Genomic DNA, 19,527 nt, shown 5'->3' on the forward strand with positions numbered 1-19,527 from the left:
CAAATTTAAGCTTGTGTCGGATTGGTTAATTCCGTCATCGGCCAACGTGGCGTTGTAGTAACCGCTAAACCATCATTTTGACCAACTTTTAAACGTTGATAACCGGCAAAAGCAATCATCGCCCCGTTATCGGTACATAGTGCAGGCTCTGCATAATATACAGATGCACGAATCTTGGCTAAGTCCGCTTCTAAACGCTCACGTAAACGTTTATTGGCACTCACACCACCTGCGATCACCAAGCGTTTTAAACCCGTTTGTTTTAAGGCTTTGACTGACTTCTTAACCAAAGTATCGACAATCGCTTCTTGGAAACTGGCAGCAATATCCGCATCACGATTTTCATCACCTAACTTTTTCATTTGTACCGAAACCGCAGTTTTTAAGCCACTAAATGAGAAGGTTAAATCTTGATGCAACATTGGACGCGGGAATGCAAAGGCATTTGGATCGCCATGTTCTGCCAATTTAGAGATGTTTGGCCCACCTGGATACGGTAAACCCATCATTTTGGCGACTTTATCAAAGGCTTCACCAGCGGCATCATCAATGGACTCACCTAAAAGCTCGTATTGACCAATGCCATAAGCCGCCATAAGCTGTGAATGTCCACCTGAAACCAAAAGCGCCACGAAGGGAAATTCTGGTGGTGTTTTTGACAATAAAGGCGCCAACATATGCCCTTCCATATGGTGTACACCAATGGCAGGTTTATTTAAAGCAAATGCCAAAGTGCGACCAAATAGTGCACCTGTCATTAAAGCACCCATTAAACCCGGGCCACGCGTATATGCAACGGCATCAATCTCGGATTTTTGTACGCCTGAATCTTGTAACAATTGATTCATGAGTGGAATCAATTTGCGCACATGGTCACGCGATGCCAGCTCAGGAACTACCCCACCGTATTCGGCATGCAGTTTAATCTGGCTGTATAGCACCTGACCGCGTAATCCTTGCTCACTGTCATACAATGCCAGTCCAGTCTCATCACACGAAGTTTCTAAGCCTAAAACGATCATTAAACTGCCTATAACCTATATCAAATCAAATGCAAGCGTATTATAGACTTGTGGTATGAGATGTAAATGAGTAAAATATTGTCCTTCACTTGTGATCACAAGCATTTCGTTTGTGATCTTATCCATAACTTAATTGAGGATTCTTCATGCCACAAGTTAAATTGAAAGAAGGCGAACCAGTAGACGTAGCTATCCGTCGTTTCAAACGTTCATGCGAAAAAGCGGGTGTTTTAGCTGACGTTCGTAAACGTGAATTCTACGAGAAACCAACTCAAGAACGTAAGCGCAAAAAAGCTGCTGCTGTTAAACGCTACCAAAAGAAATTGGCGCGTGAATCAGTACGTACAACTCGCCTTTACTAATTAATTTGTGATTACTGCCTGGATATTATAATGACTACTTTAAAAAGCCAAATCTCTGAAGTTTTAAAAGCAACAATGCGTGCTAAAGAAATGAATAAGCTGACGGTAATTCGTAGTCTGCAGGCAGCAATTAAGCAAATCGAAGTCGATGATCGCGTTGAACTTGACGACGCGCAAGTTCTTGCGGTCATTGAAAAACAAATCAAACAACGTAAAGAGTCGGTGAAAGCCTTTCTAGGCGCGAACCGCGAAGATTTAGCTAGTAAAGAACAAGCCGAAATTGAAGTGTTATCGCAATTTCTACCAGAAGCTATGACTGAGGATGAGCTTGATTCCCTTATTGCGCAGACCATTGAAGCGCAGCAAGCGACTAGCATGAAAGATATGGGTAAGGTGATGAATTCTCTGCGTCCGCTCATAGCCGGACGCGCCGATCCTGCACAAGTATCTGCCAAAATTAAAGCAAAACTTGCTTAAAACTGATTTTCGAGATCGACGTTGCTTGAACTGCCTTATTACTTAAGACAGTTCACGCCAAAGATTATTTTAATTGACATTTCACACCATACTGCCCCAGCGTCTGCATTTCTCGCTTTGACAACACTTCATCAATAACATCGGCCTTAGTATAAGCTTTCTGACTTCTAAAAATATCTAAATTCTGCTCTACAGCTTGATATAAATCATCCACATAGTGTTGCACAATTTGACAGTATTGCTGTTGTTGCTGCCCATTAAATGCACGTTGCTGTGGATCAAGGGCATTAAAAAAACTGCGACTACTTTTTTGAAATTGGCTATTGGCTGTATTCACCATCTGCACATATCGCTCTACGCTACCTGCACTCACCGTGCCTATCCCCAAAGCAAGCCCAAGGCTTAAAAGTAACTTATTCATAACTATCTTATTAACTTAAAATTAAAATCATGTACATACATTGTAAATCTTGCCTGTGGGCTGTCTACAGCTAGCTGTGTAGGCTTTAAACAATTAGATTTTCATCTGCCGCTCCTTTTGCATTTGATCAAGACGCATTTTCACCAGCGCTGATAATGCTTGATTGTCTTTGGTCAGACGCTGTGCCTGTAATAAAGACTTAATCGCATTTTCTTCTAAACCCGACCAATATTCAGCTTCTGCACGATAACGCAATACATTTACACTGCGTACTGGTGAAGCTTTATCGGCGTCAGAAATACGTTGTAACAATTGCCATGCATAGACATCGCGTGGATTTTTTTTCACAAAATGCTGTAAAATCTGTTCAGATTCATTTAATTGACCTACCCGCAGTAACACTTCAGCATATTTATAATTTAAAGCCCGATTTTCGGGCACAATTAAGGCGGCTGACTGGATGCTTTTCAAAGCAGCAGCAAGATTGTTCTGCCCTAAATACACTTCAGTTTGTAGTAAAATGCTTAAATTATGTAAGCGCTGCTGGGCGTTCAGTTGCTTTAGAAGCTGCTGTGCTTGTGCAAACTCAGCTTTTTCGAGATAAAAAGCCGCTAATGCTAGCTGTGGTGCCAATCTTTTTCTATCTGCGGCCATCGTCTTGAGCTGCTGTTCATTGGCTTGCTTAGACAATACCATGCTATATAAACGCATGATTTCAAAGTTTTCATCGTATAGACTGCTATTAACTTTAGGCAATTGATTGGCACGTAAACGTGCTTCACTCATACGTTCTGTGGTTAAGGGATGGGTCAGCCAAAAATCAGGCATAAAACTTAAGCGACTCGTAGCACGGTGCATGGTTTCAAAGAAATCTGCCATACTTTGTGGGTTATAGCCAGCACGATACATAAATTGCATGCCAATACGGTCAGCCTCGCGCTCTTGGTTACGACTATAGGACAACTGACGATCGACTAAAGCGGCTTGCGTGCCCATCATCACAGCATTACCCACATCACCATCAGCTTGGCTTGCCACCAAAGCCCCTACTACAATACCTGCAAGCGCCAATAAACCTTGGCCTTTAAAGGCTTCTTGCGAACGACTGTAATGGCGTTGCGTGACATGGGCGATTTCATGTGCCATCACTCCTGCCACTTCATCCATATTTTTGGCAGAACTAAGTAAACCGGTATTTAAGGCAAATAAGCCTCCCGGTACAGCAAAAGCATTAATTTGTGGATCATTAACCACAACTAATGCAATGGGCTTAGACAGTTGAGTTTGGCTTAAGATATGCGCAAAGGTGCTAAAGAGTTGATCTTCTAACCATGGATTATTAAGGATGGGGAGCTGGCGTTGCACTTCACGATAGACTTTTTCACCAATCATATACTCTTTATGTTGGTCGATCAGCCCTACTCCACTGCCAATTTCGGGCACATGGAATTGAACATCTGGCTCAAATGCCGCTGTTTTAGCCGTGCTTACACTCAGTAATGCTGCTAAAGCGCAGGCTGTCGTTGCAGCTTTCAATACGATCCCCCAACTTGATGCTGTCTGGCTTGACTATAGCATTTTGCTATTGGGGGTTTTGCAATAAAGTGTTACTTATGGCTTAACCACATAAGCGGGGGTACGACCCGCTAAAGCCTCAACAAGATTTTGATAAGCCAGCTCCGCCATTTTTTTACGCGTGCTTAAGGTCGCTGAACCTACATGCGGTAAAGTCACCACATTGTCTAAATTAAACAGCTCAGACTGTTGTAGAGGTTCGTGTTGATACACATCTAAGCCTGCGGCAAAAATTTGACGGCTTTTGAGTGCCTCAATTAATGCCTGTTCATCTATTACTGCTCCACGCGCAATATTGACCAATACCGCATGTTTTTGCATTAGACCCAGCTCTTTGGCGCCAATCAGCGCATTTGAGTCAGCATTTAAATCAACGGCCAAAACCACAAAGTCAGCACGTTGCAATAAATCATTTAGCTCACAATATTGAGCATTTAAGCTGCTGGCAAACTCAGGCTTGGCTCGACGGTTATGATATAAAATATTCATGTTAAAACCATAAAAACCACGTCTGGCAATGGCAGCACCAATATGTCCTAAGCCAATAATGCCTAAAGTTTTAGCAAAGATATCTTGACCGAATTGTGCAGCGCCTACGGTACGTTGCCACTGACCCGTTTTGGTCCATTGATCTAAATGCCCGACTTGACGTGCCACACTCATTAATAAAGTAAAGGCTAAATCAGCCGTACTTTCGGTTAAAACATGCGGTGTATGACACAGCTGAATGCCTTTTTTAGTTAAATAATCCACATCATAATTGTCATAACCAACACTTACGCTAGAAATCACCTTCAGACGGCGTGCAGTATGTAGATTAGTGGCATTTAAAACACGACCAGCACCAATCATGCCATCAGCATCTTGGGCATGTTCTAATAGCTGTTGCTGCACATCTCCTAACTTAGGGTTAATCTGCACCACATGATAATCTTGTTGTAGACGTGCCAAAATCTCAGCATCAAGCTGACTAAACACTACGACTTTTTGCATGTTTTATCCTTGTTTGTTGTTATAGATGTGCTGCCATAGCTGTCTTTTTAAGCTGGGTTGCGCCAGCATGTCTTCTAAACTCGGTAATTGTTGTGCTTTTTGATATAAATAAGGCAATTGACCTAAGCTAAACAGCGGTTTAGCGACACTATGTGCATCTAAAAAGCCTTCTAAATAGCTTTGTGCACCATTAGCATCTTGTAGGTTTAATAATGGAAATGGCCAATTGAGTTGTTGATAATCTGCCTGTAAAGCGTGATTGATATTGAGCCAAAGTTGTTGCGCGGCTGTAGATAATTGGCTGGCATCCACAACAATCGCACAATCAGCTAAATCTAAAAGTTGGAGTTCAAAGCTACTTCGCTCAGGCTGAACTGAGTGCTGTGCTGGTGCTACAGGCTCAACCACGACGGGTGCTGCGATTGGCTCAAACACTTGTTTGGGCGCAGGTGGTTTGGGCGCAGGCTGCGAAGGTCGTTCTACAGCAACAGGCGTAGCTGATACCAAGTCAGATACAATAACATCTACAATCTCGGCTTGTTGTGGCATCGTTTGATCACGCCAAATTGAAGCTGGCGCAAAATTTTGGCATGCAACATCCCGAGGAATCCATAAATCAATTCCTAAATCGGTTAAAATTTGACGTTGCTGGCCAATCATGATGCTTACTCTTACGCTAAGCGGCTATTCTAACGAGAATAAGCAGCTTTTGCTGTAGTTTCTGCGCGCTTTCTGCTTATTCAGCGTGCATCTATGTTAGACAATCATTAAGCTATTTTTCTTTTGCATTTGCTCGCTAATTTCACGGGTATCAAAACCTAAACGCCAATATAATAACTCTAAAACATCAAGTTCATCTTGAGTAATGATTCGATCGTGCCATAAACAGATTTCAGCAATTCCTAAAATGCTTAAGCGTTCGCGTAATAATAAGCCCGCAATATCGTTTAAAATTTCCGCAAGATCTAAAGGCTCATCAAACACTTCTTCAAATTGGCTCAGTTCTTTTGCGGTTAAGATCCGCGCGAGAATCTGATCACGTACATCCATTTGGTTATCACTATTAATCTGCTGTACATGCAATAAGGCATCAATTAAACGTACAATTTGTGGTTTAACTTCATTTAAAGCGGTGGGACGTTGTTCTGGCAATAAACCCAATTGATATTTAACACGTTCTAGCAGCAAGGCATCTAATAAGCCAATTTCCCCATCTTCTTGAATAATTTTCGCCAATTTGGTTAAGAATTGCCGAGCAATGGTTTTGGGCATTCGCTCGATATGACCACAGGCTTGTAAGAAGATGGCGATATGCACTCGCCCATCTAAATGCAATAAAGACTCTACAATGGCACGGCTTACTTCAGCATCAGAGGGAATAAATTCACGATACTGACGAATCATTAAAATTGCGACCATCACTTCACGCGCTCCAGTTGCAGTTTGCATGGCACGTTGAATCAGTTCAGGGCGTTCCATGTTGGCACGGAGTTCGGGATTTAAAGGCTTAATCGCATCTTTAATCGCGAAACTAATCGGTGATAAGCGCAGTAAGGGTAAAGGTTCAGGCGATGTCCACGGAGCGAAAAACTGCCCATCAGTTTCTTCTAGCGAACGAAATAGACTATATAAGGGCTGGGTACGCAATTTCTTTAAGTTATCCAGTTGCAGTTCTTGAATCAAACTTGGATTCAGCTCAAAAATTCGCTGTTGAATACTCGGATGGATATTCAGCCAACTTTGTGGACTTAAAGAGTTGGCAAAGCACAAATGCGAAATGCTTTCTGAATATTCACTATGAATTTGAGAACCAGCATGATGCACATAAATTCGTGACAAGGTTTGTAGGTTGGCAGTGCTTTGAATCAGACGCTGCGTAGCTAAATCATTTTTAAAAGTATTACTGCTTAACATCATGTATTTAAACAGACGCGTGATTAACACACCTAAGCTACCAATTAACCAAATTAAGCCGCCTAGCGCTACATAAAAGGTGGCAAAGTTACGTAAACGATTGGCACGATGGCGCTGGAAACCTTTTTTCGCCACTTTACTACCAATTTGACTTAAGGTAATTAAGCTACTGTATAAAATTTTCAGTTGGGTGTTATAGCGTGTTTCGCCCAGCAAAATTTGATTAAAGCCATGTGCCAATAAGCCATACAGCTCTTGCTCATCTAAATTTTGCAAAGCCCCCCAAGTTAAAATAATCACCGTATTTTGCGAATTAAAGCCTGCGGTGAGTAAATTTACTCCTACTTCATCTGGGAGCACATACAGGCTAGGCGCTGAATTTAAGAACTGCTCTGCCAGTTGCTGATTCATGCTTAAAACTAAGTGTTCTTCGGGTGTACTGTTTAGCAGATTCAGCCGTCGCGCGCCCAATTGTTCCGCCAAACTATGTCCACCACGACGTAGGGTATAACATTCATACCACAAGGAACCCGCCATAATGCTCAGTAAGATAACAATACAATACGCGCTTAAACTATGCCAATATACTGATTCCACTGGGCTAAAATAATGTACAAAGAACCCTAGCACAGTATTTAGAATAAATAGAGTTAAGCCCACAGCAATCAGGCTCATCAACAATGACCAACAGATATTTTTATTTTCGATTTTAAAGGCGCCCATGTCTCGCAATTGCCGATCCCTCACCTGACATGCTGAGCCACATCATAAAGCAAAAAAGCGGGAAATTCCCGCTTTTTGACTGAAATTTAACTGATTTTAAGCTTCTTTTACCCCAGTTAAATCCACTGATGCTGCATCGATATTCACATCAATATAACCATCTTTTTTACTTTTTGCGCTATCGCTACGGCTCTTTTGTAAGCTATCTAAATATGCTTCGTCAATATCGCCTGTCACATATACGCCATCAAACACTGAACAGTCAAATTCTTGTAGCTTAGGTACTTTGGTGGTACGAATTGCGCCTTTTAAATCTTCTAGATCTTGGAACACTAAACGGTCAGCACCAATAATTTCACGAATTTCTTCGACGCTACGATTAGACGCAATCAATTCTGATTTAGCTGGCATATCAATACCATACACGTTTGGATATTTCACCATCGGTGCAGCTGAAGCAAAGAAGACTTTTTTCGCGCCAGAATCACGCGCCATTTGAATGATTTCATTACAGGTTGTACCACGTACAATCGAGTCATCCACCAATAAAACGTTTTTACCACGGAACTCAAGTTCTACAGGGTTGAGCTTTTGACGTACTGATTTTTCACGCAATTGCTGACCCGGCATAATGAAAGTACGACCGATATAGCGGTTTTTCATAAAGCCTTCACGGAACTTCACACCTAGAGTATTAGCAAGCTCTAACGCTGAAGTTCTTGAGGTATCTGGAATTGGAATCACGACATCAATGTCATGTTCCTCGCCCCATTCACGTAGGATTTTTTGTGCTAACTTTTCACCCATTTTAAGACGTGCTTTATAGACAGAAATACCGTCAATTGTGGCATCTGGACGGGCAAAGTACACATATTCAAAAATACATGGACGGTAACGCGGTGCTGCTGCACATTGATGTGTTGATAAATTACCTTGCATATCGATGAAGATGGCTTCACCTGGTTCGATATCACGTTCAACTTTAAAACCAAGCGCAGTAATGGCTACAGATTCAGAAGCGATGATATATTCCATCCCCTGCTCTGTTTCACGCGAACCATAGATTAATGGACGAATACCATTTGGATCACGGAAGCCTACTAAACCTTGCCCTGTAATCATACTTACTACCGCATAACCACCACGGCAACGCTCGTGTACACGACCAATGACTTGGAAGATATCGTCTGCAGTTGGCTCTAACTTGCCACGCTTTTGTAACTCATGCGCCATGACGTTGAGTAACACTTCAGAATCTGAATTGGTATTCATATGACGTAAGTCAGTTTTGAACAAGTCATCATGAATTTCTTCAGCGTTGGTCAGGTTACCATTGTGGGCAAGGGTAATTCCGTAAGGTGAGTTAACATAAAATGGCTGTGCTTCTGCACTGCTTGACGAACCTGCTGTTGGGTAACGCACATGACCAATACCGTAATTACCCTGTAAAGCACGCATATGACGCGTATGAAATACATCACGTACCATACCCGTATCTTTACGCAGGAATAAGCGTCCCTCATGACAAGTGACGATTCCTGCGGCATCTTGTCCACGATGTTGTAACATCGTTAATGCATCAAACAACATTTGGTTAACCGCTGTTTTACCAGCAATACCAACAACTCCACACATAGCAACCTCGCAGACAAGCTAGGATTAATTAAAAGGATTTTTTGTTGCAGTCTCTGAATCTTCCCGTTCAGAGGATAAAGAAGAGTGATCTTCTTTAAAATGTTGTTTCGCCTCGGCAACGACTTTTTTTGATTGCTCAGTCGCCCATGGGGCATAAGGTAATAAAGCCTGTACCCAAGTCGACTGTTGCCATTTTGGCGAACTAGCCACCCAAGGAGACAGCGTTTGTAGCAAAATCAAAATCACCAGCAAGGCTTTTAATATGCCAAATACTGCACCTGCTAGACGATTGAGTGGGCTCAGTTTTAAGATATGTAATACACGTTGCAAAAAACCAGTCAACAGCCATGTGGCAATCACAATAACCAAGACAATCAAGGCAAAAGCAGCGACCTTTTGCAGCACTGGATCACTGCTTATTACCATCAAAGGTGCAAGGGTTGTGGCATATTTAAGCGCAATAAAAAAGGCGACAAACCAACCGATCAGATTAGCAAAAGCTTGAATAAAGCCCTGACGTAGGCCATTGACTCCACCTATCACGACAATGATCAGCAGAAAAAGGTCTAAACCATTCATAGGAAATTACAGTGCATTGACACAGTCTTGAATTAAAGTCGGTCCAGTATAGATGAGGCCACTATAAACTTGTACAAGGCTAGCACCTGCATCTTTTTTGGCTTTGGCATGTTCACCCGCCAAAATACCACCAACACCAATTAAAGGTACTTGACCCTTTAAGGCTTGAGCGAATGCTGCCAAACATGCAGTACTTTTTTCAAATACAGGCTGACCAGATAGACCACCCGCTTCATCACCGTATGCCAAACCTTCTACACCTTCACGCGACAAAGTGGTGTTGGTCACAATCAAACCATCAAATTTAAATTGAATTAGTTGTTTAGCAATGAACTCAATGTCTTCTGCTTCTAAATCAGGGGCAACTTTTAATACGATGGGTACATAATGTTGATGTTCTTCAGCCAATTCAAGCTGACGCGTTTTTAAAGTATCTAACAGCTCAGTTAAAGCATCACCACTTTGTAAGCTACGTAAATTTTTGGTGTTTGGCGAAGAAATATTGACGGTCACATAAGAAGCATAGTTATATACTTTTTCTAAACAAATGAGATAGTCATCTACTGCTTTTTCAACTGGGGTATCGGCATTTTTACCAATATTAATGCCCAGCACCCCTTTAAATTTAGCCGCTTTTACGTTTTCAACTAATTTATCCACACCATCATTATTAAAGCCCATACGGTTAATAATGGCTTTGGCTTCAGGTAAACGGAATAAACGTGGATGCGGATTGCCCGCTTGTGGACGTGGGGTGATGGTACCAATTTCAATAAAGCCAAAACCTAAACCAGCTAAAGCATCAATATAAGCACCATTTTTGTCTAAACCTGCGGCTAAACCGACTGGGTTTGGGAACTCAATTCCCATACACATGACTGGTTTTGCAGCAACATTTTGGCGCATCATCCCTAGCTTATGAGCTGATTTTAATAAGGATAATGTGAGCTCATGTGCACGCTCCGGTGCGAAAGAAAACAACAGAGGGCGGGCAAGAGAATACAACATATCTACAAAAGTCTACAGCTTTTAAGTCGGCTTATTATAGGCATGGATTTTAGAAAAAACCATGCTTTGCAGATGTTTATTTTTACCAACTACTCGACTACTGCTGTTAATTTAAGCTTCCCACCTTCATCAAGCATCTGGATTTGTTGTAGATTTAAACCAATATTTGCCATCTGAGTCAGTAGATTTGCCAACACCGCATATTCAGCATGTACTGCAACAATTTGAATCTGTTCACCTTGTTGCATCGAACTTAAAGTTAGACCCTGCTGCTGCGCTACACGTTGAATTTTTTCTTGAGTGGACAATTGCCCCTCTGTGTCGGCTTTCATGGTCACCGCATTGCTTTGCATCCAGACCATCAAATCTTTTAAATCATCGGCACGTTGTTGCTCACGCTCTGCCGCTTGATGCACTGACCACAGCAGACTGCCCATCACAGCAAGGCTAACAAAGATCGCTGTCCCCAGCACCAAACGCTGTTCACGTACAGATAAACGCGCCAAAGCGCTGCTGCATTGTTGTTGAAGTTGTGTCCATACTTGCATTATTGAATACTCAACTGACCCATGACGCCATTGCCCTGTGCACTAATATTGCCTAGCTGCACTTTAAAGCCCTGCTGATTCAGCTGGCTATTTAGCTCTTGTAGTTTTTGACTCGAGGCTGCGCTCAACTGCAAACTTAACCCCTGTTCATCATAATTAAGTTGTTGGGCAACAATCTGATGCTGCATCAAAATGGGTGCTACACGAGCAATCAAGCTTAGGGCTTGGGTATCTGCGCTTTGGTTTAAACGCAGCTGACTTTCAAATTGGCTTTTTAGATTTTGCTCACTGACACGACTATTGGCCCCAAACCACGCTTTATATTGCTCAACTGCTTGCACGGCGGTATGTTCTGCCACCTTTTTAGCTTGATACCAACGCAAGGCATCGACCGCGATATGCGCTAGCACCAGTGCCCCGAGTAATCCCGCACAGAGTCCCCAATATTTAGAACGGGTTTGCTCAGGCGCTTGGCGTGTCATCACGTTCCAAGTATGTCGTTCTGGCTGTTTAAGTATGGCTAAGTTGTAGGCTTGCGCTTGATACTGATCTTGGGTTTTTAGTGCAACTAAAGCCGCCAGTTGCCCTTCGGTTAAACCATGATGTACATAATGTCGCTCAGGGTCTTGATAATCTAAATATAGATTTAAATCATCAATCGATGTGCCGCTATATAAGCTATCGCGTGCTAGCAAACGCCCAGCCATGTGCAGCAAATAAGTTTGATTCGGCTCTGGCTCAGGCAACAATAAAAAGTCAGGCAGTAAAGCAGTCACTTTAATCGGCAACAGACTTAAAGCACTTTGCAGCATTTCGAGGGTGTTTTTTGCCATCGCAAACAGATATAACTGATCAGGCTGCACAAATTGCTGTTTAATCAACAGCGCATCGAGCGGCACAATCACATATTCTTCAAGCAAATAACTCGCACCCAATGTGCCTAACTGCTTATATTGGCTTTTGCTCAGGCTGTGTTGTAACAATTGCACATGCCGACTTGGGAAATACACCACCGCAGCTTGACCTTGATAAACACTCAATTCACGAATCAACTGTTCAAGCGTGACGCCTTGTGACCATGCTTGATCGATTGACCAATGCCATAAACCATCTGCTTCTGGCATCCATATTTGCAACATCAATACTTCGCCTTATGCCTGTGGAATAAATTGCTGACAACGTGTCGACAGCCCTGCGGCAATCACTGCTTGTTGATAGATACGCGCTTCAGCCAATTGAAAAGGATGAAACGGCTCTTGAAGCAGAATTTGCTCCATATACGCCACCACATTCATATGACAGACCACCGCAATGGATTCATAGGGTAATTGTGCCAACCATTCCACAGCGACTTTGGCATCATCATCGGGTTTAATGGTGTCACATACCACTACAGGCACCTGTGGAAAATGCGCTTGTAAATAGCTTAAGGTTTGCTGGGCACGTAGCAGTGGACTTACGACAAATACATCAGGCTGAATCCACTGTTTTAAAGCCGCTGCAGTTTCTTTGGCTTGGGCTTGACCACGCGGGCTAAGTGGACGTTTTTCATCATGACCATTGATTGCAGGGTGTGCTTCACCATGACGGACTAAAGTCAGCTGCATAAAAATTCCTTTTCGTTGTGCTTAAATTTAGAATAGCAACTCAATATGACAATGTAATGGATTAAACTGCATAATGTGGTAAGACAAATTCCACATCACTGCGTTGCCCAGTTTTCATCATCGATAGTGCAGCACTTAAAGGCGGTGCACCTTCAAAAATCACGGCATATAGCGCTGTGGTAATCGGCATATATACCTCCAACTCTTGCGCACGTTTACGTACCTGAATAATGGTATTGATCCCTTCTGCGGTTTGACCCAGTTCAGTGGTGGCTTGTTCTAAGCTCTTGCCTTTACCCAAAGCAAAACCCACTTGGTAATTACGGCTTAGGGGACTATTACACGTCGCAAATAAATCACCTACACCCGATAAACCTAAGAATGTGAGTGGATTAGCACCTAACTTCACGGCAAAACGGCTCATTTCTGCGAGAGCACGGGTCAGTAACATACTTTTGGTGTTTTCGCCCACGTTATACGCTGCTGCAATTCCCATCGCCACAGCATAAATATTTTTTAACGCACCACCGAGTTCTACACCATGTACATCATCACTGGCAAAAACACGAAACAGTGCACTATGTAATGCCTGTTGTACCGCATAACGTACCAGTTCAGATTGGCTGGCAATCACCGTACCCGCAGGCTGCCCTGCCACAATTTCTTTGGCTAAGTTTGGCCCCGACAACACCCCATACGGCACTTCAGGTAATTCAGCGCGAATAATATCACTCATAAAACTAAAGGTTTCGGCTTCAATCCCTTTGGTTAATGAAATTACAGCTTGTGAAGTGATAAACGGTTTAATTTGTTGTAAAACGCTACGGAAAGAATGACTCGGAATGGCGACTAAAATAATATCGCGGTCACGTACCGCAGTTTCTAAATCTGATTCTGCCCGTAAACTCTGTTCTAGTAAAAAATCGGGTAAATAGTGCTGATTCAGATGCGTGTGATTCATCTCTGCTGCCACCTCAGGATTGCGAATCCAAATCATGGTATCGCAACCATTACGTGCTGCGGTATTGGCCATTGCTGTACCAAAGCTACCTCCACCTAGCACCGTCACACGTAGCGCAGTCTTTTGATTCATCACTACAGGTTCAAGCAAATCGGTAAATTTTAATTCGGTCATACTAGGCTCCTACTTTGCTTGCCATGTGCTGACATAGTCAGAGACTTGAATCGACTGACGCGGCGCAATCGTTTTTGCAGCCGTACCAATATAGATAATCCCTGAAATCAGGTCAGTTGGTTTTAAGCCCAATGCCTGTTTAAAGTGTTTCGATTCAATCACCGCACCACTGCGCCACATACTGGCAAAACCTTGTGCTTGCAGCGACAATAAAAAGTTTTGAATCGCAGCACCGGAACTTAAAGTCTGTTCAAAATGTGGTACTTTCGGATGGTCTTTAAATTCAGTTAATGCCAATACCAACAGGGGTGCACGAAAAGGATGGTTTTTTACTCGTTCAATTTGCGCGGCTTCACTTTCACCTAAGTCGGTTAAGGCTTGTGACAATAGCTCACCAAAGGCCGCACGCTGTTCAGGCTCAATCACCACAAAACGCGTGGGCTTTAAACGATGATGATCAGGGGCAGTTAAGGCTGCTGCAAAAGCATATTGTAATTGTTGTGCATTAGGCGCAGGTTCGACCAATTGGCCAATCGACTGACGTTGGTGCATATTTTGATGAATCAAATCGTGGGTTAAGTCCGTCATTGCAGCTTAAATTCTATGTTCCTAACTAATCACTCAAGATTAGCATAAACTTAGAAAGTTACTCTATCTTTCACGGCACTGATTTACAGTGATGTGGGCTAAAAGCGGTTATAGTCCAGTGCCAGGTGTAGCGCCCATATTGCAATTTTTATACAACCGCTTGCACTTTTATTCATAGGAATATGCTGCAATAGGCCAAAATCTTAGACAATAGGGAAAATGAATATGAAAATGTTTCATCTTGCTGCTGCAGTCTGTAGCGCAGCCTTGTTCAGCGCGTGTGCATCGCAACCGACGACCTCTTTGGCCATTCAAAATGCCAATAATCAATACGAAGTCACGGGTTTAGGTAAAAGCCAAATCATTGCAAAAAACAATGCCATTACTGCAGCGAGTAAAACCTGTGGCAGTAAAGCCAGTCCGATTTTAGTCAATGAACAAAGCAGTTATAACGGTGCACTCAAAGGCGTGGTGAATGAAAAAACTGGGCAAGTGATTCAAGCAGCAGCCGATGTAATTGGCGGGCTAGCGGGTAAAGCCACTGGTTTATCACGAGATGATGATTACCAAACCGTGCTGACTTTTACCTGCCGAAAACAATAAATCACACATAAAAAAACCGCTCCATAGAGCGGTTTTTTTATGCTTAGGCTAAGACTTAGCAATAACCATCTAAACGCGTTAGTGGTAATTTTTGCCCAATCGCTTTTTCAATTTCTGGTAAATAGAACGCATCATCTTCAGATAAGAAACTAATACTCACGCCACGCGTACCAGCACGACCCGTACGACCAATACGGTGTACATAGTCATCTGATTGTTCAGGTAAGGTAAAGTTTACCACATGCGAAACACCATCCACATGAATACCACGACCAGCTACATCGGTCGCGATCATGATGTTATGTTGACCATTTTTAAATTGATCAAGCATTTTTAAGCGTTTGTCTTGCGCAATTTCACCCGACAACATCACCACTTTATAACCATCACGTTTTAAGTGATCATATAACTTACGCACTTGGTCACGACGATTGGCAAAAATCATGACTTTTTCAATCGGCTCATCACGTAAAATATCTTGTAAGAGTTTATATTTGTCTGACTTTGCCACCATATACACGCGTTGTTCAACGTCGGCATTGGTTTTCTTTTCAGGTTCAATCTCCACTGTTACAGGTTCAAATAACCATTGCTGGGCAAGGTTTAATACATCATAGCTAAATGTTGCTGAGAACATTAAGGTTTGACGCTGCTCTTTACGCGGTGAATAACGCACGATACGTTTTACCGATGGAATAAAGCCCATATCCAATAAACGGTCGGCTTCATCAATCACTAGAAATTCAATTTGATCGAGCCACACTTCTTTTTGCTCGACTAAATCAATTAAACGACCTGGTGTTGCCACCATAATGTCAACAAAATTGGCATCTAACTGGGCTTTTTGCTTATCAAAATCTACCCCACCTAATAAAGTCACTAAATTTAAAGCGGTAAATTTAGTCAGTTCTTTGGCATCGCTTTCAATTTGTAACGCAAGTTCACGGGTAGGTGCCAAAATTAAGGCACGCGGTTCACCGCGATAACGCTGTGTTGTAATTGGGTTGTTGAGTAAATCGTTAATCACACTCACTAAAAACGCGGCAGTTTTGCCTGTGCCGGTTTGTGCACGACCAATGGCGTCATGACCTGCCAAAGTAAATTTTAAAACCTTTTCTTGAATTGGGGTCATAGATTGGAAGCCAAGGGCATCAATCGCCTGTTTCAATTGCGGATGGAGATTTAAGGTTTCAAAACCAGCTGACATAGAGTTGCTCTAATTGAAAATGGACACACAAAGTCATTATAAACAAAAAACGCCCCAATAGATATTGGAGCGTTTCGACGTCAAGCAAAATCGCTTAGTCTAAAGGTTGTACTTCTTCCGCTTGGAAGCCTTTTTGACCTTTTACTACGCTGAATTCTACGCGTTGACCGTCACGAAGTGAACGGTGGCCGTCGCCTTGAATTGCACGGAAATGAACGAATACATCGTCACCGCCGTTGCGTTGAATAAAGCCAAAGCCTTTAGTATCGTTAAACCACTTCACAACGCCTTGTTCACGAGCTGTCATAAGTTAATCCTCAATTTAGTTCTTTCAAAAGAAGGACCACCCGGTGTTGCAAACAGCAGAGTAAACAAGTTAAAAACATTTTTTATTTCTAAGCTTGTAATCATTCTGTAAAACTATCAACAAAATCCCGGTACATCCACTTGTAGAGCGGTGTTTAAAACAATTTTTATTTGTTGTAATACATCCTCAACATCATCGAGCTTATCATGGCTGCTTGCTGATTGGTAGGTTTTTTTTGGATTTATATGATTTTAATCAAGGGTTTTTTAAGCAACGCTGAACAGTAAAATTGCCCTATAAAAGTTCTATTTTTTAGGTTGGGCTTTGGCATTAAATTTGCTAATATTTAGCTCTTGCTGGATTCAATTTGAAGAGATGTATGTCTGACACAGTCAAGCTAATCGATGCCATGGGTCAACCCTGCCCTATGCCACTTTTGATGTTAAAACGTGCATTAAAAAACCAAGCGCATGGCCAATGGTTATTAAAATCTTCAGACCCTCACTCGAAAACCGATGTAAGTCGCTACTGTCATTTACATCATTTGACGTGTGAAATGGTCAAAATTTCTGAACAAGAATTTCATTACCACATTGAATCTTAATTGTTTTCAATTAAAATTAAGGCCTTAAATGTGCAGACGAGGTTACATATCTCTACCCAATTGTCCTTAATGATGAAGGCAATTGGCTTTAAGATAAAACCATTGCAAAGACTGATTGTCTTATAAGGAGTACCCATGAGTGACAGCCGCAATCAATTGATGCCCCTGTCATTATCAGCGCCCGGCGTCAATCTTGGTGCTTATATTAGTACTGTTAATCAAATTCCAATTCTGAGCGCCGAACAAGAAAAAGAGTTAGCAGAACGCTACTATTACGACCAAGATTTAGACGCAGCAAAAATGCTGGTTATGTCGCATCTACGCTTTGTCGTACATATTGCTCGCAGTTATGCTGGCTATGGTTTACCACAAGGTGACTTAATCCAAGAAGGTAACTTAGGCCTCATGAAAGCGGTCAAACGCTTTGACCCCAATATGGGCGTGCGTTTGGTATCGTTTGCCGTGCATTGGATTAAAGCCGAAATTCATGAATACGTGATTCGTAACTGGCGTATTGTTAAAATTGCCACTACTAAAGCACAGCGTAAACTGTTCTTTAACTTACGTAGTTTAAAGAAATCCAGTAAAAAGCTGACTTTAGATGAGGCCAAATCCATTGCCAACGACTTAAACGTCACACCCGAACAAGTCTTGGAAATGGAAGGACGCTTAACCGCTTATGACGCCGCTTTTGAAGCACAAGGCGATGACGATGATGAAGGCTCTACCCATGTCGCGCCAGCCCTATATTTAGAAGATAATCGTTATGACCCTGCGCGTTTAGTCGAAGATGAAGATTACGAAGAACAAAGTACCTCTGCTTTACATGAAGCGATGGAACAACTAGATGATCGTTCTCGTAACATCTTGCAACGTCGTTGGTTAGATGATGATAAGTCTACCTTACATGAACTGGCAGCCGAATATAACGTTTCAGCAGAACGTATCCGTCAACTTGAAAAAAATGCCATGGAAAAAATTAAGGTTGCCATGTCATCAAACTAAAAGATGATCTCATCTCAAAAAAGGGCAATATTGCCCTTTTTTTTATGCCTATACTTTATACTATGCCTAGGCTTTTTATCATGTTGTTCGACCGATGTGGATTTGTATTGCTGCGCTGAATTTGGCGCTCGCTGTAATGTTAGGTGCATTTGGCGCACATGGCTTAAAAGCACGTGCCACAGAAGCACAACTCGGTTGGTGGCAAACCGCAACCGATTACTTTTTTTATCATGCCTTAGGTTTATTGCTCATTGCTGTGATCATGCGAGTTTTACCACAGCTCAAGATCAAACGTAGTTTTGTACTGATTCAAGTGGGTATCGTGTTGTTTTGTGGCTCACTGTATTTTATGGCATTGGGTTTACCGCGTGGTTTGGGTGCCATTACCCCTATGGGGGGTGCTTTGATGATTGCCGCATGGCTTGATTTAGCATGGAAAGCAAGTAAAATTTAATACCAGACCACAAAAAAGGACGCTTAAGCGTCCTTTTTTGCCATCAGTTACATTACTTAATTAAACCTTCATCACGTAAAGCAATTTCTACAGACTGACGTTGACGTACTTTTTTACGTAGCGCCATGACATTACTATATGGCGTTAAATCATGCCCAATGGTTTTTGACCAATTGGTGAGCACAAATAAATACGCATCGGCTGGACCAAAATTATCATCCACCAAATATTCATGCTCAGCTTTGGCAATTGCAGCATCAATATAACTAAAAAGACGATCAATCTCTGCATAGCCTTTTTTCTTGGCAGCTTCATCTAGCTCGCCTTGGAAAAAGACCGCATAAGCATCATGCAACTCTGAGTTTAAATAACCGAGCCACTCAAGCACTTTGGCACGACCAAAACCTGAAGGAGGAATTAAATCTTGTTTAGGATCGTGCTGGGCTAAAAACGGTAAAATTGCCACAATTTCCGTCAAAATCAATCCTGGGTTAATTTCTAATGCAGGAACATAACCTTTTGGATTAATTTGATAATAATCCACACCTTTTTCGGTGAGATGAGTTTTTAAATCCACACGTACTAAATCAAAGTCGACATTAATTTCATTTAAAATAATATGTGCTGCTAAAGAACATGCACCAGGTGCATAATAAAGTTTCATCTTTGATCTAATCCTTGTACTTTTTTTAATTTAAGCATCAGCCAAGCCCGATGTTGCAGCTTAATTGATGACACTTCTTGACTATCGGGGAAATTG

At 42.1% G+C, this 19,527-nt stretch carries 23 protein-coding genes; 6 read left to right on the forward strand and 17 right to left on the reverse strand.

Annotation, left to right across the window (positions count from 1 at the left end):
- Positions 1 to 5: 5 nt before the first annotated feature.
- The gene (tsaD, locus tag CYK47_RS02665) at positions 6 to 1,022 is read right to left on the reverse strand and encodes a tRNA (adenosine(37)-N6)-threonylcarbamoyltransferase complex transferase subunit TsaD (RefSeq protein ID WP_122898668.1); all 1,017 of its coding nucleotides are present in this window, start codon (positions 1,020 to 1,022) and stop codon (positions 6 to 8) included.
- A 146-nt stretch (positions 1,023 to 1,168) separates the two neighbouring features.
- On the opposite strand from tsaD, the gene rpsU reads away from it, so the two are divergent.
- Both rpsU and CYK47_RS02675 read left to right on the forward strand, forming a co-directional pair.
- Complete coding sequence (gene rpsU / locus CYK47_RS02670; protein ID WP_001136722.1) at positions 1,169 to 1,384, forward strand: 30S ribosomal protein S21; 216 nt, start codon at positions 1,169 to 1,171, stop codon at positions 1,382 to 1,384.
- Between the two features lie 30 nt (positions 1,385 to 1,414).
- Positions 1,415 to 1,861, forward strand: coding sequence for a GatB/YqeY domain-containing protein (locus CYK47_RS02675; RefSeq protein WP_122898670.1), 447 nt, complete (start codon positions 1,415 to 1,417; stop codon positions 1,859 to 1,861).
- A gap of 64 nt (positions 1,862 to 1,925) precedes the next feature.
- On the opposite strand, the gene CYK47_RS02680 is transcribed toward CYK47_RS02675, so the two are convergent.
- From CYK47_RS02680 to CYK47_RS02740, 13 genes are all read right to left on the reverse strand, one after another.
- The gene (locus CYK47_RS02680; RefSeq protein ID WP_122898672.1) at positions 1,926 to 2,282 is read right to left on the reverse strand and encodes a hypothetical protein; all 357 of its coding nucleotides are present in this window, start codon (positions 2,280 to 2,282) and stop codon (positions 1,926 to 1,928) included.
- Between the two features lie 93 nt (positions 2,283 to 2,375).
- Positions 2,376 to 3,818 carry a M48 family metalloprotease gene (locus CYK47_RS02685; protein ID WP_502697045.1) on the reverse strand — a complete coding sequence of 481 codons (1,443 nt, stop codon included), beginning with the start codon at positions 3,816 to 3,818 and terminating at the stop codon, positions 2,376 to 2,378.
- A gap of 75 nt (positions 3,819 to 3,893) precedes the next feature.
- Positions 3,894 to 4,850, reverse strand: a complete 957-nt coding sequence (locus tag CYK47_RS02690) for a 2-hydroxyacid dehydrogenase (protein ID WP_122898674.1) — start codon at positions 4,848 to 4,850, stop codon at positions 3,894 to 3,896.
- Positions 4,851 to 4,853: 3 nt separating this feature from the next.
- The gene (locus tag CYK47_RS02695; RefSeq protein ID WP_122898676.1) at positions 4,854 to 5,510 is read right to left on the reverse strand and encodes a hypothetical protein; all 657 of its coding nucleotides are present in this window, start codon (positions 5,508 to 5,510) and stop codon (positions 4,854 to 4,856) included.
- A gap of 96 nt (positions 5,511 to 5,606) precedes the next feature.
- The gene (locus CYK47_RS02700) at positions 5,607 to 7,496 is read right to left on the reverse strand and encodes a M48 family metalloprotease (RefSeq protein WP_122898678.1); all 1,890 of its coding nucleotides are present in this window, start codon (positions 7,494 to 7,496) and stop codon (positions 5,607 to 5,609) included.
- Between the two features lie 87 nt (positions 7,497 to 7,583).
- Positions 7,584 to 9,122: an amidophosphoribosyltransferase gene (gene purF / locus CYK47_RS02705; protein WP_122898680.1), complete on the reverse strand. Its 1,539-nt coding sequence runs from the start codon at positions 9,120 to 9,122 to the stop codon at positions 7,584 to 7,586.
- 24 nt (positions 9,123 to 9,146) lie between these two features.
- Positions 9,147 to 9,701, reverse strand: a complete 555-nt coding sequence (locus tag CYK47_RS02710) for a CvpA family protein (RefSeq protein WP_122898682.1) — start codon at positions 9,699 to 9,701, stop codon at positions 9,147 to 9,149.
- Positions 9,702 to 9,707: 6 nt separating this feature from the next.
- Positions 9,708 to 10,709: a quinone-dependent dihydroorotate dehydrogenase gene (locus tag CYK47_RS02715; protein WP_122898684.1), complete on the reverse strand. Its 1,002-nt coding sequence runs from the start codon at positions 10,707 to 10,709 to the stop codon at positions 9,708 to 9,710.
- An 89-nt stretch (positions 10,710 to 10,798) separates the two neighbouring features.
- A complete protein-coding gene (locus tag CYK47_RS02720; protein WP_122898686.1) occupies positions 10,799 to 11,257 on the reverse strand; it encodes a type II secretion system protein M in 459 nt (152 codons plus the stop codon).
- Entirely contained in the window at positions 11,257 to 12,396 is a 1,140-nt protein-coding gene (gspL, locus tag CYK47_RS02725; RefSeq protein ID WP_122898688.1) for a type II secretion system protein GspL, read from the reverse strand. Before gspL ends, CYK47_RS02720 begins: the two co-directional genes overlap by 1 nt.
- A gap of 12 nt (positions 12,397 to 12,408) precedes the next feature.
- Positions 12,409 to 12,864: a phosphoglycerate mutase family protein gene (locus tag CYK47_RS02730; RefSeq protein ID WP_122898690.1), complete on the reverse strand. Its 456-nt coding sequence runs from the start codon at positions 12,862 to 12,864 to the stop codon at positions 12,409 to 12,411.
- A gap of 61 nt (positions 12,865 to 12,925) precedes the next feature.
- Positions 12,926 to 13,999 carry an NAD(P)H-dependent glycerol-3-phosphate dehydrogenase gene (locus CYK47_RS02735; RefSeq protein WP_122898692.1) on the reverse strand — a complete coding sequence of 358 codons (1,074 nt, stop codon included), beginning with the start codon at positions 13,997 to 13,999 and terminating at the stop codon, positions 12,926 to 12,928.
- A 9-nt stretch (positions 14,000 to 14,008) separates the two neighbouring features.
- Complete coding sequence (locus tag CYK47_RS02740) at positions 14,009 to 14,587, reverse strand: nitroreductase family protein (RefSeq protein WP_122898693.1); 579 nt, start codon at positions 14,585 to 14,587, stop codon at positions 14,009 to 14,011.
- 219 nt (positions 14,588 to 14,806) lie between these two features.
- Here CYK47_RS02740 and CYK47_RS02745 point away from each other — a divergent pair, with 219 nt between their 5' ends.
- Complete coding sequence (locus CYK47_RS02745) at positions 14,807 to 15,190, forward strand: hypothetical protein (RefSeq protein WP_122898695.1); 384 nt, start codon at positions 14,807 to 14,809, stop codon at positions 15,188 to 15,190.
- A 55-nt stretch (positions 15,191 to 15,245) separates the two neighbouring features.
- Here the strand turns inward: CYK47_RS02745 and rhlB are convergent, their stop codons facing one another.
- Together rhlB and CYK47_RS02755 are read right to left on the reverse strand one after the other, a co-directional pair.
- Positions 15,246 to 16,397 carry an ATP-dependent RNA helicase RhlB gene (rhlB, locus tag CYK47_RS02750; protein WP_122898697.1) on the reverse strand — a complete coding sequence of 384 codons (1,152 nt, stop codon included), beginning with the start codon at positions 16,395 to 16,397 and terminating at the stop codon, positions 15,246 to 15,248.
- Positions 16,398 to 16,491: 94 nt separating this feature from the next.
- Entirely contained in the window at positions 16,492 to 16,704 is a 213-nt protein-coding gene (locus CYK47_RS02755; RefSeq protein WP_004648643.1) for a cold-shock protein, read from the reverse strand.
- 379 nt (positions 16,705 to 17,083) lie between these two features.
- On the opposite strand from CYK47_RS02755, the gene CYK47_RS02760 reads away from it, so the two are divergent.
- From CYK47_RS02760 to CYK47_RS02770, 3 genes are all read left to right on the forward strand, one after another.
- Positions 17,084 to 17,308 carry a sulfurtransferase TusA family protein gene (locus CYK47_RS02760; protein ID WP_122898699.1) on the forward strand — a complete coding sequence of 75 codons (225 nt, stop codon included), beginning with the start codon at positions 17,084 to 17,086 and terminating at the stop codon, positions 17,306 to 17,308.
- 135 nt (positions 17,309 to 17,443) lie between these two features.
- Positions 17,444 to 18,313 (forward strand): RNA polymerase sigma factor RpoH, encoded by an 870-nt coding sequence (gene rpoH, locus CYK47_RS02765; protein ID WP_122898701.1) that lies wholly within the window; start codon positions 17,444 to 17,446, stop codon positions 18,311 to 18,313.
- Between the two features lie 94 nt (positions 18,314 to 18,407).
- Positions 18,408 to 18,767 (forward strand): DUF423 domain-containing protein, encoded by a 360-nt coding sequence (locus tag CYK47_RS02770; RefSeq protein ID WP_122898703.1) that lies wholly within the window; start codon positions 18,408 to 18,410, stop codon positions 18,765 to 18,767.
- A 52-nt stretch (positions 18,768 to 18,819) separates the two neighbouring features.
- On the opposite strand, the gene CYK47_RS02775 is transcribed toward CYK47_RS02770, so the two are convergent.
- Positions 18,820 to 19,431 carry a glutathione binding-like protein gene (locus CYK47_RS02775; RefSeq protein WP_122898705.1) on the reverse strand — a complete coding sequence of 204 codons (612 nt, stop codon included), beginning with the start codon at positions 19,429 to 19,431 and terminating at the stop codon, positions 18,820 to 18,822.
- Positions 19,432 to 19,527: the final 96 nt, after the last annotated feature.

Source organism: Acinetobacter sp. B51(2017), assembly GCF_003711395.1.
Lineage (GTDB): Bacteria > Pseudomonadota > Gammaproteobacteria > Pseudomonadales > Moraxellaceae > Acinetobacter.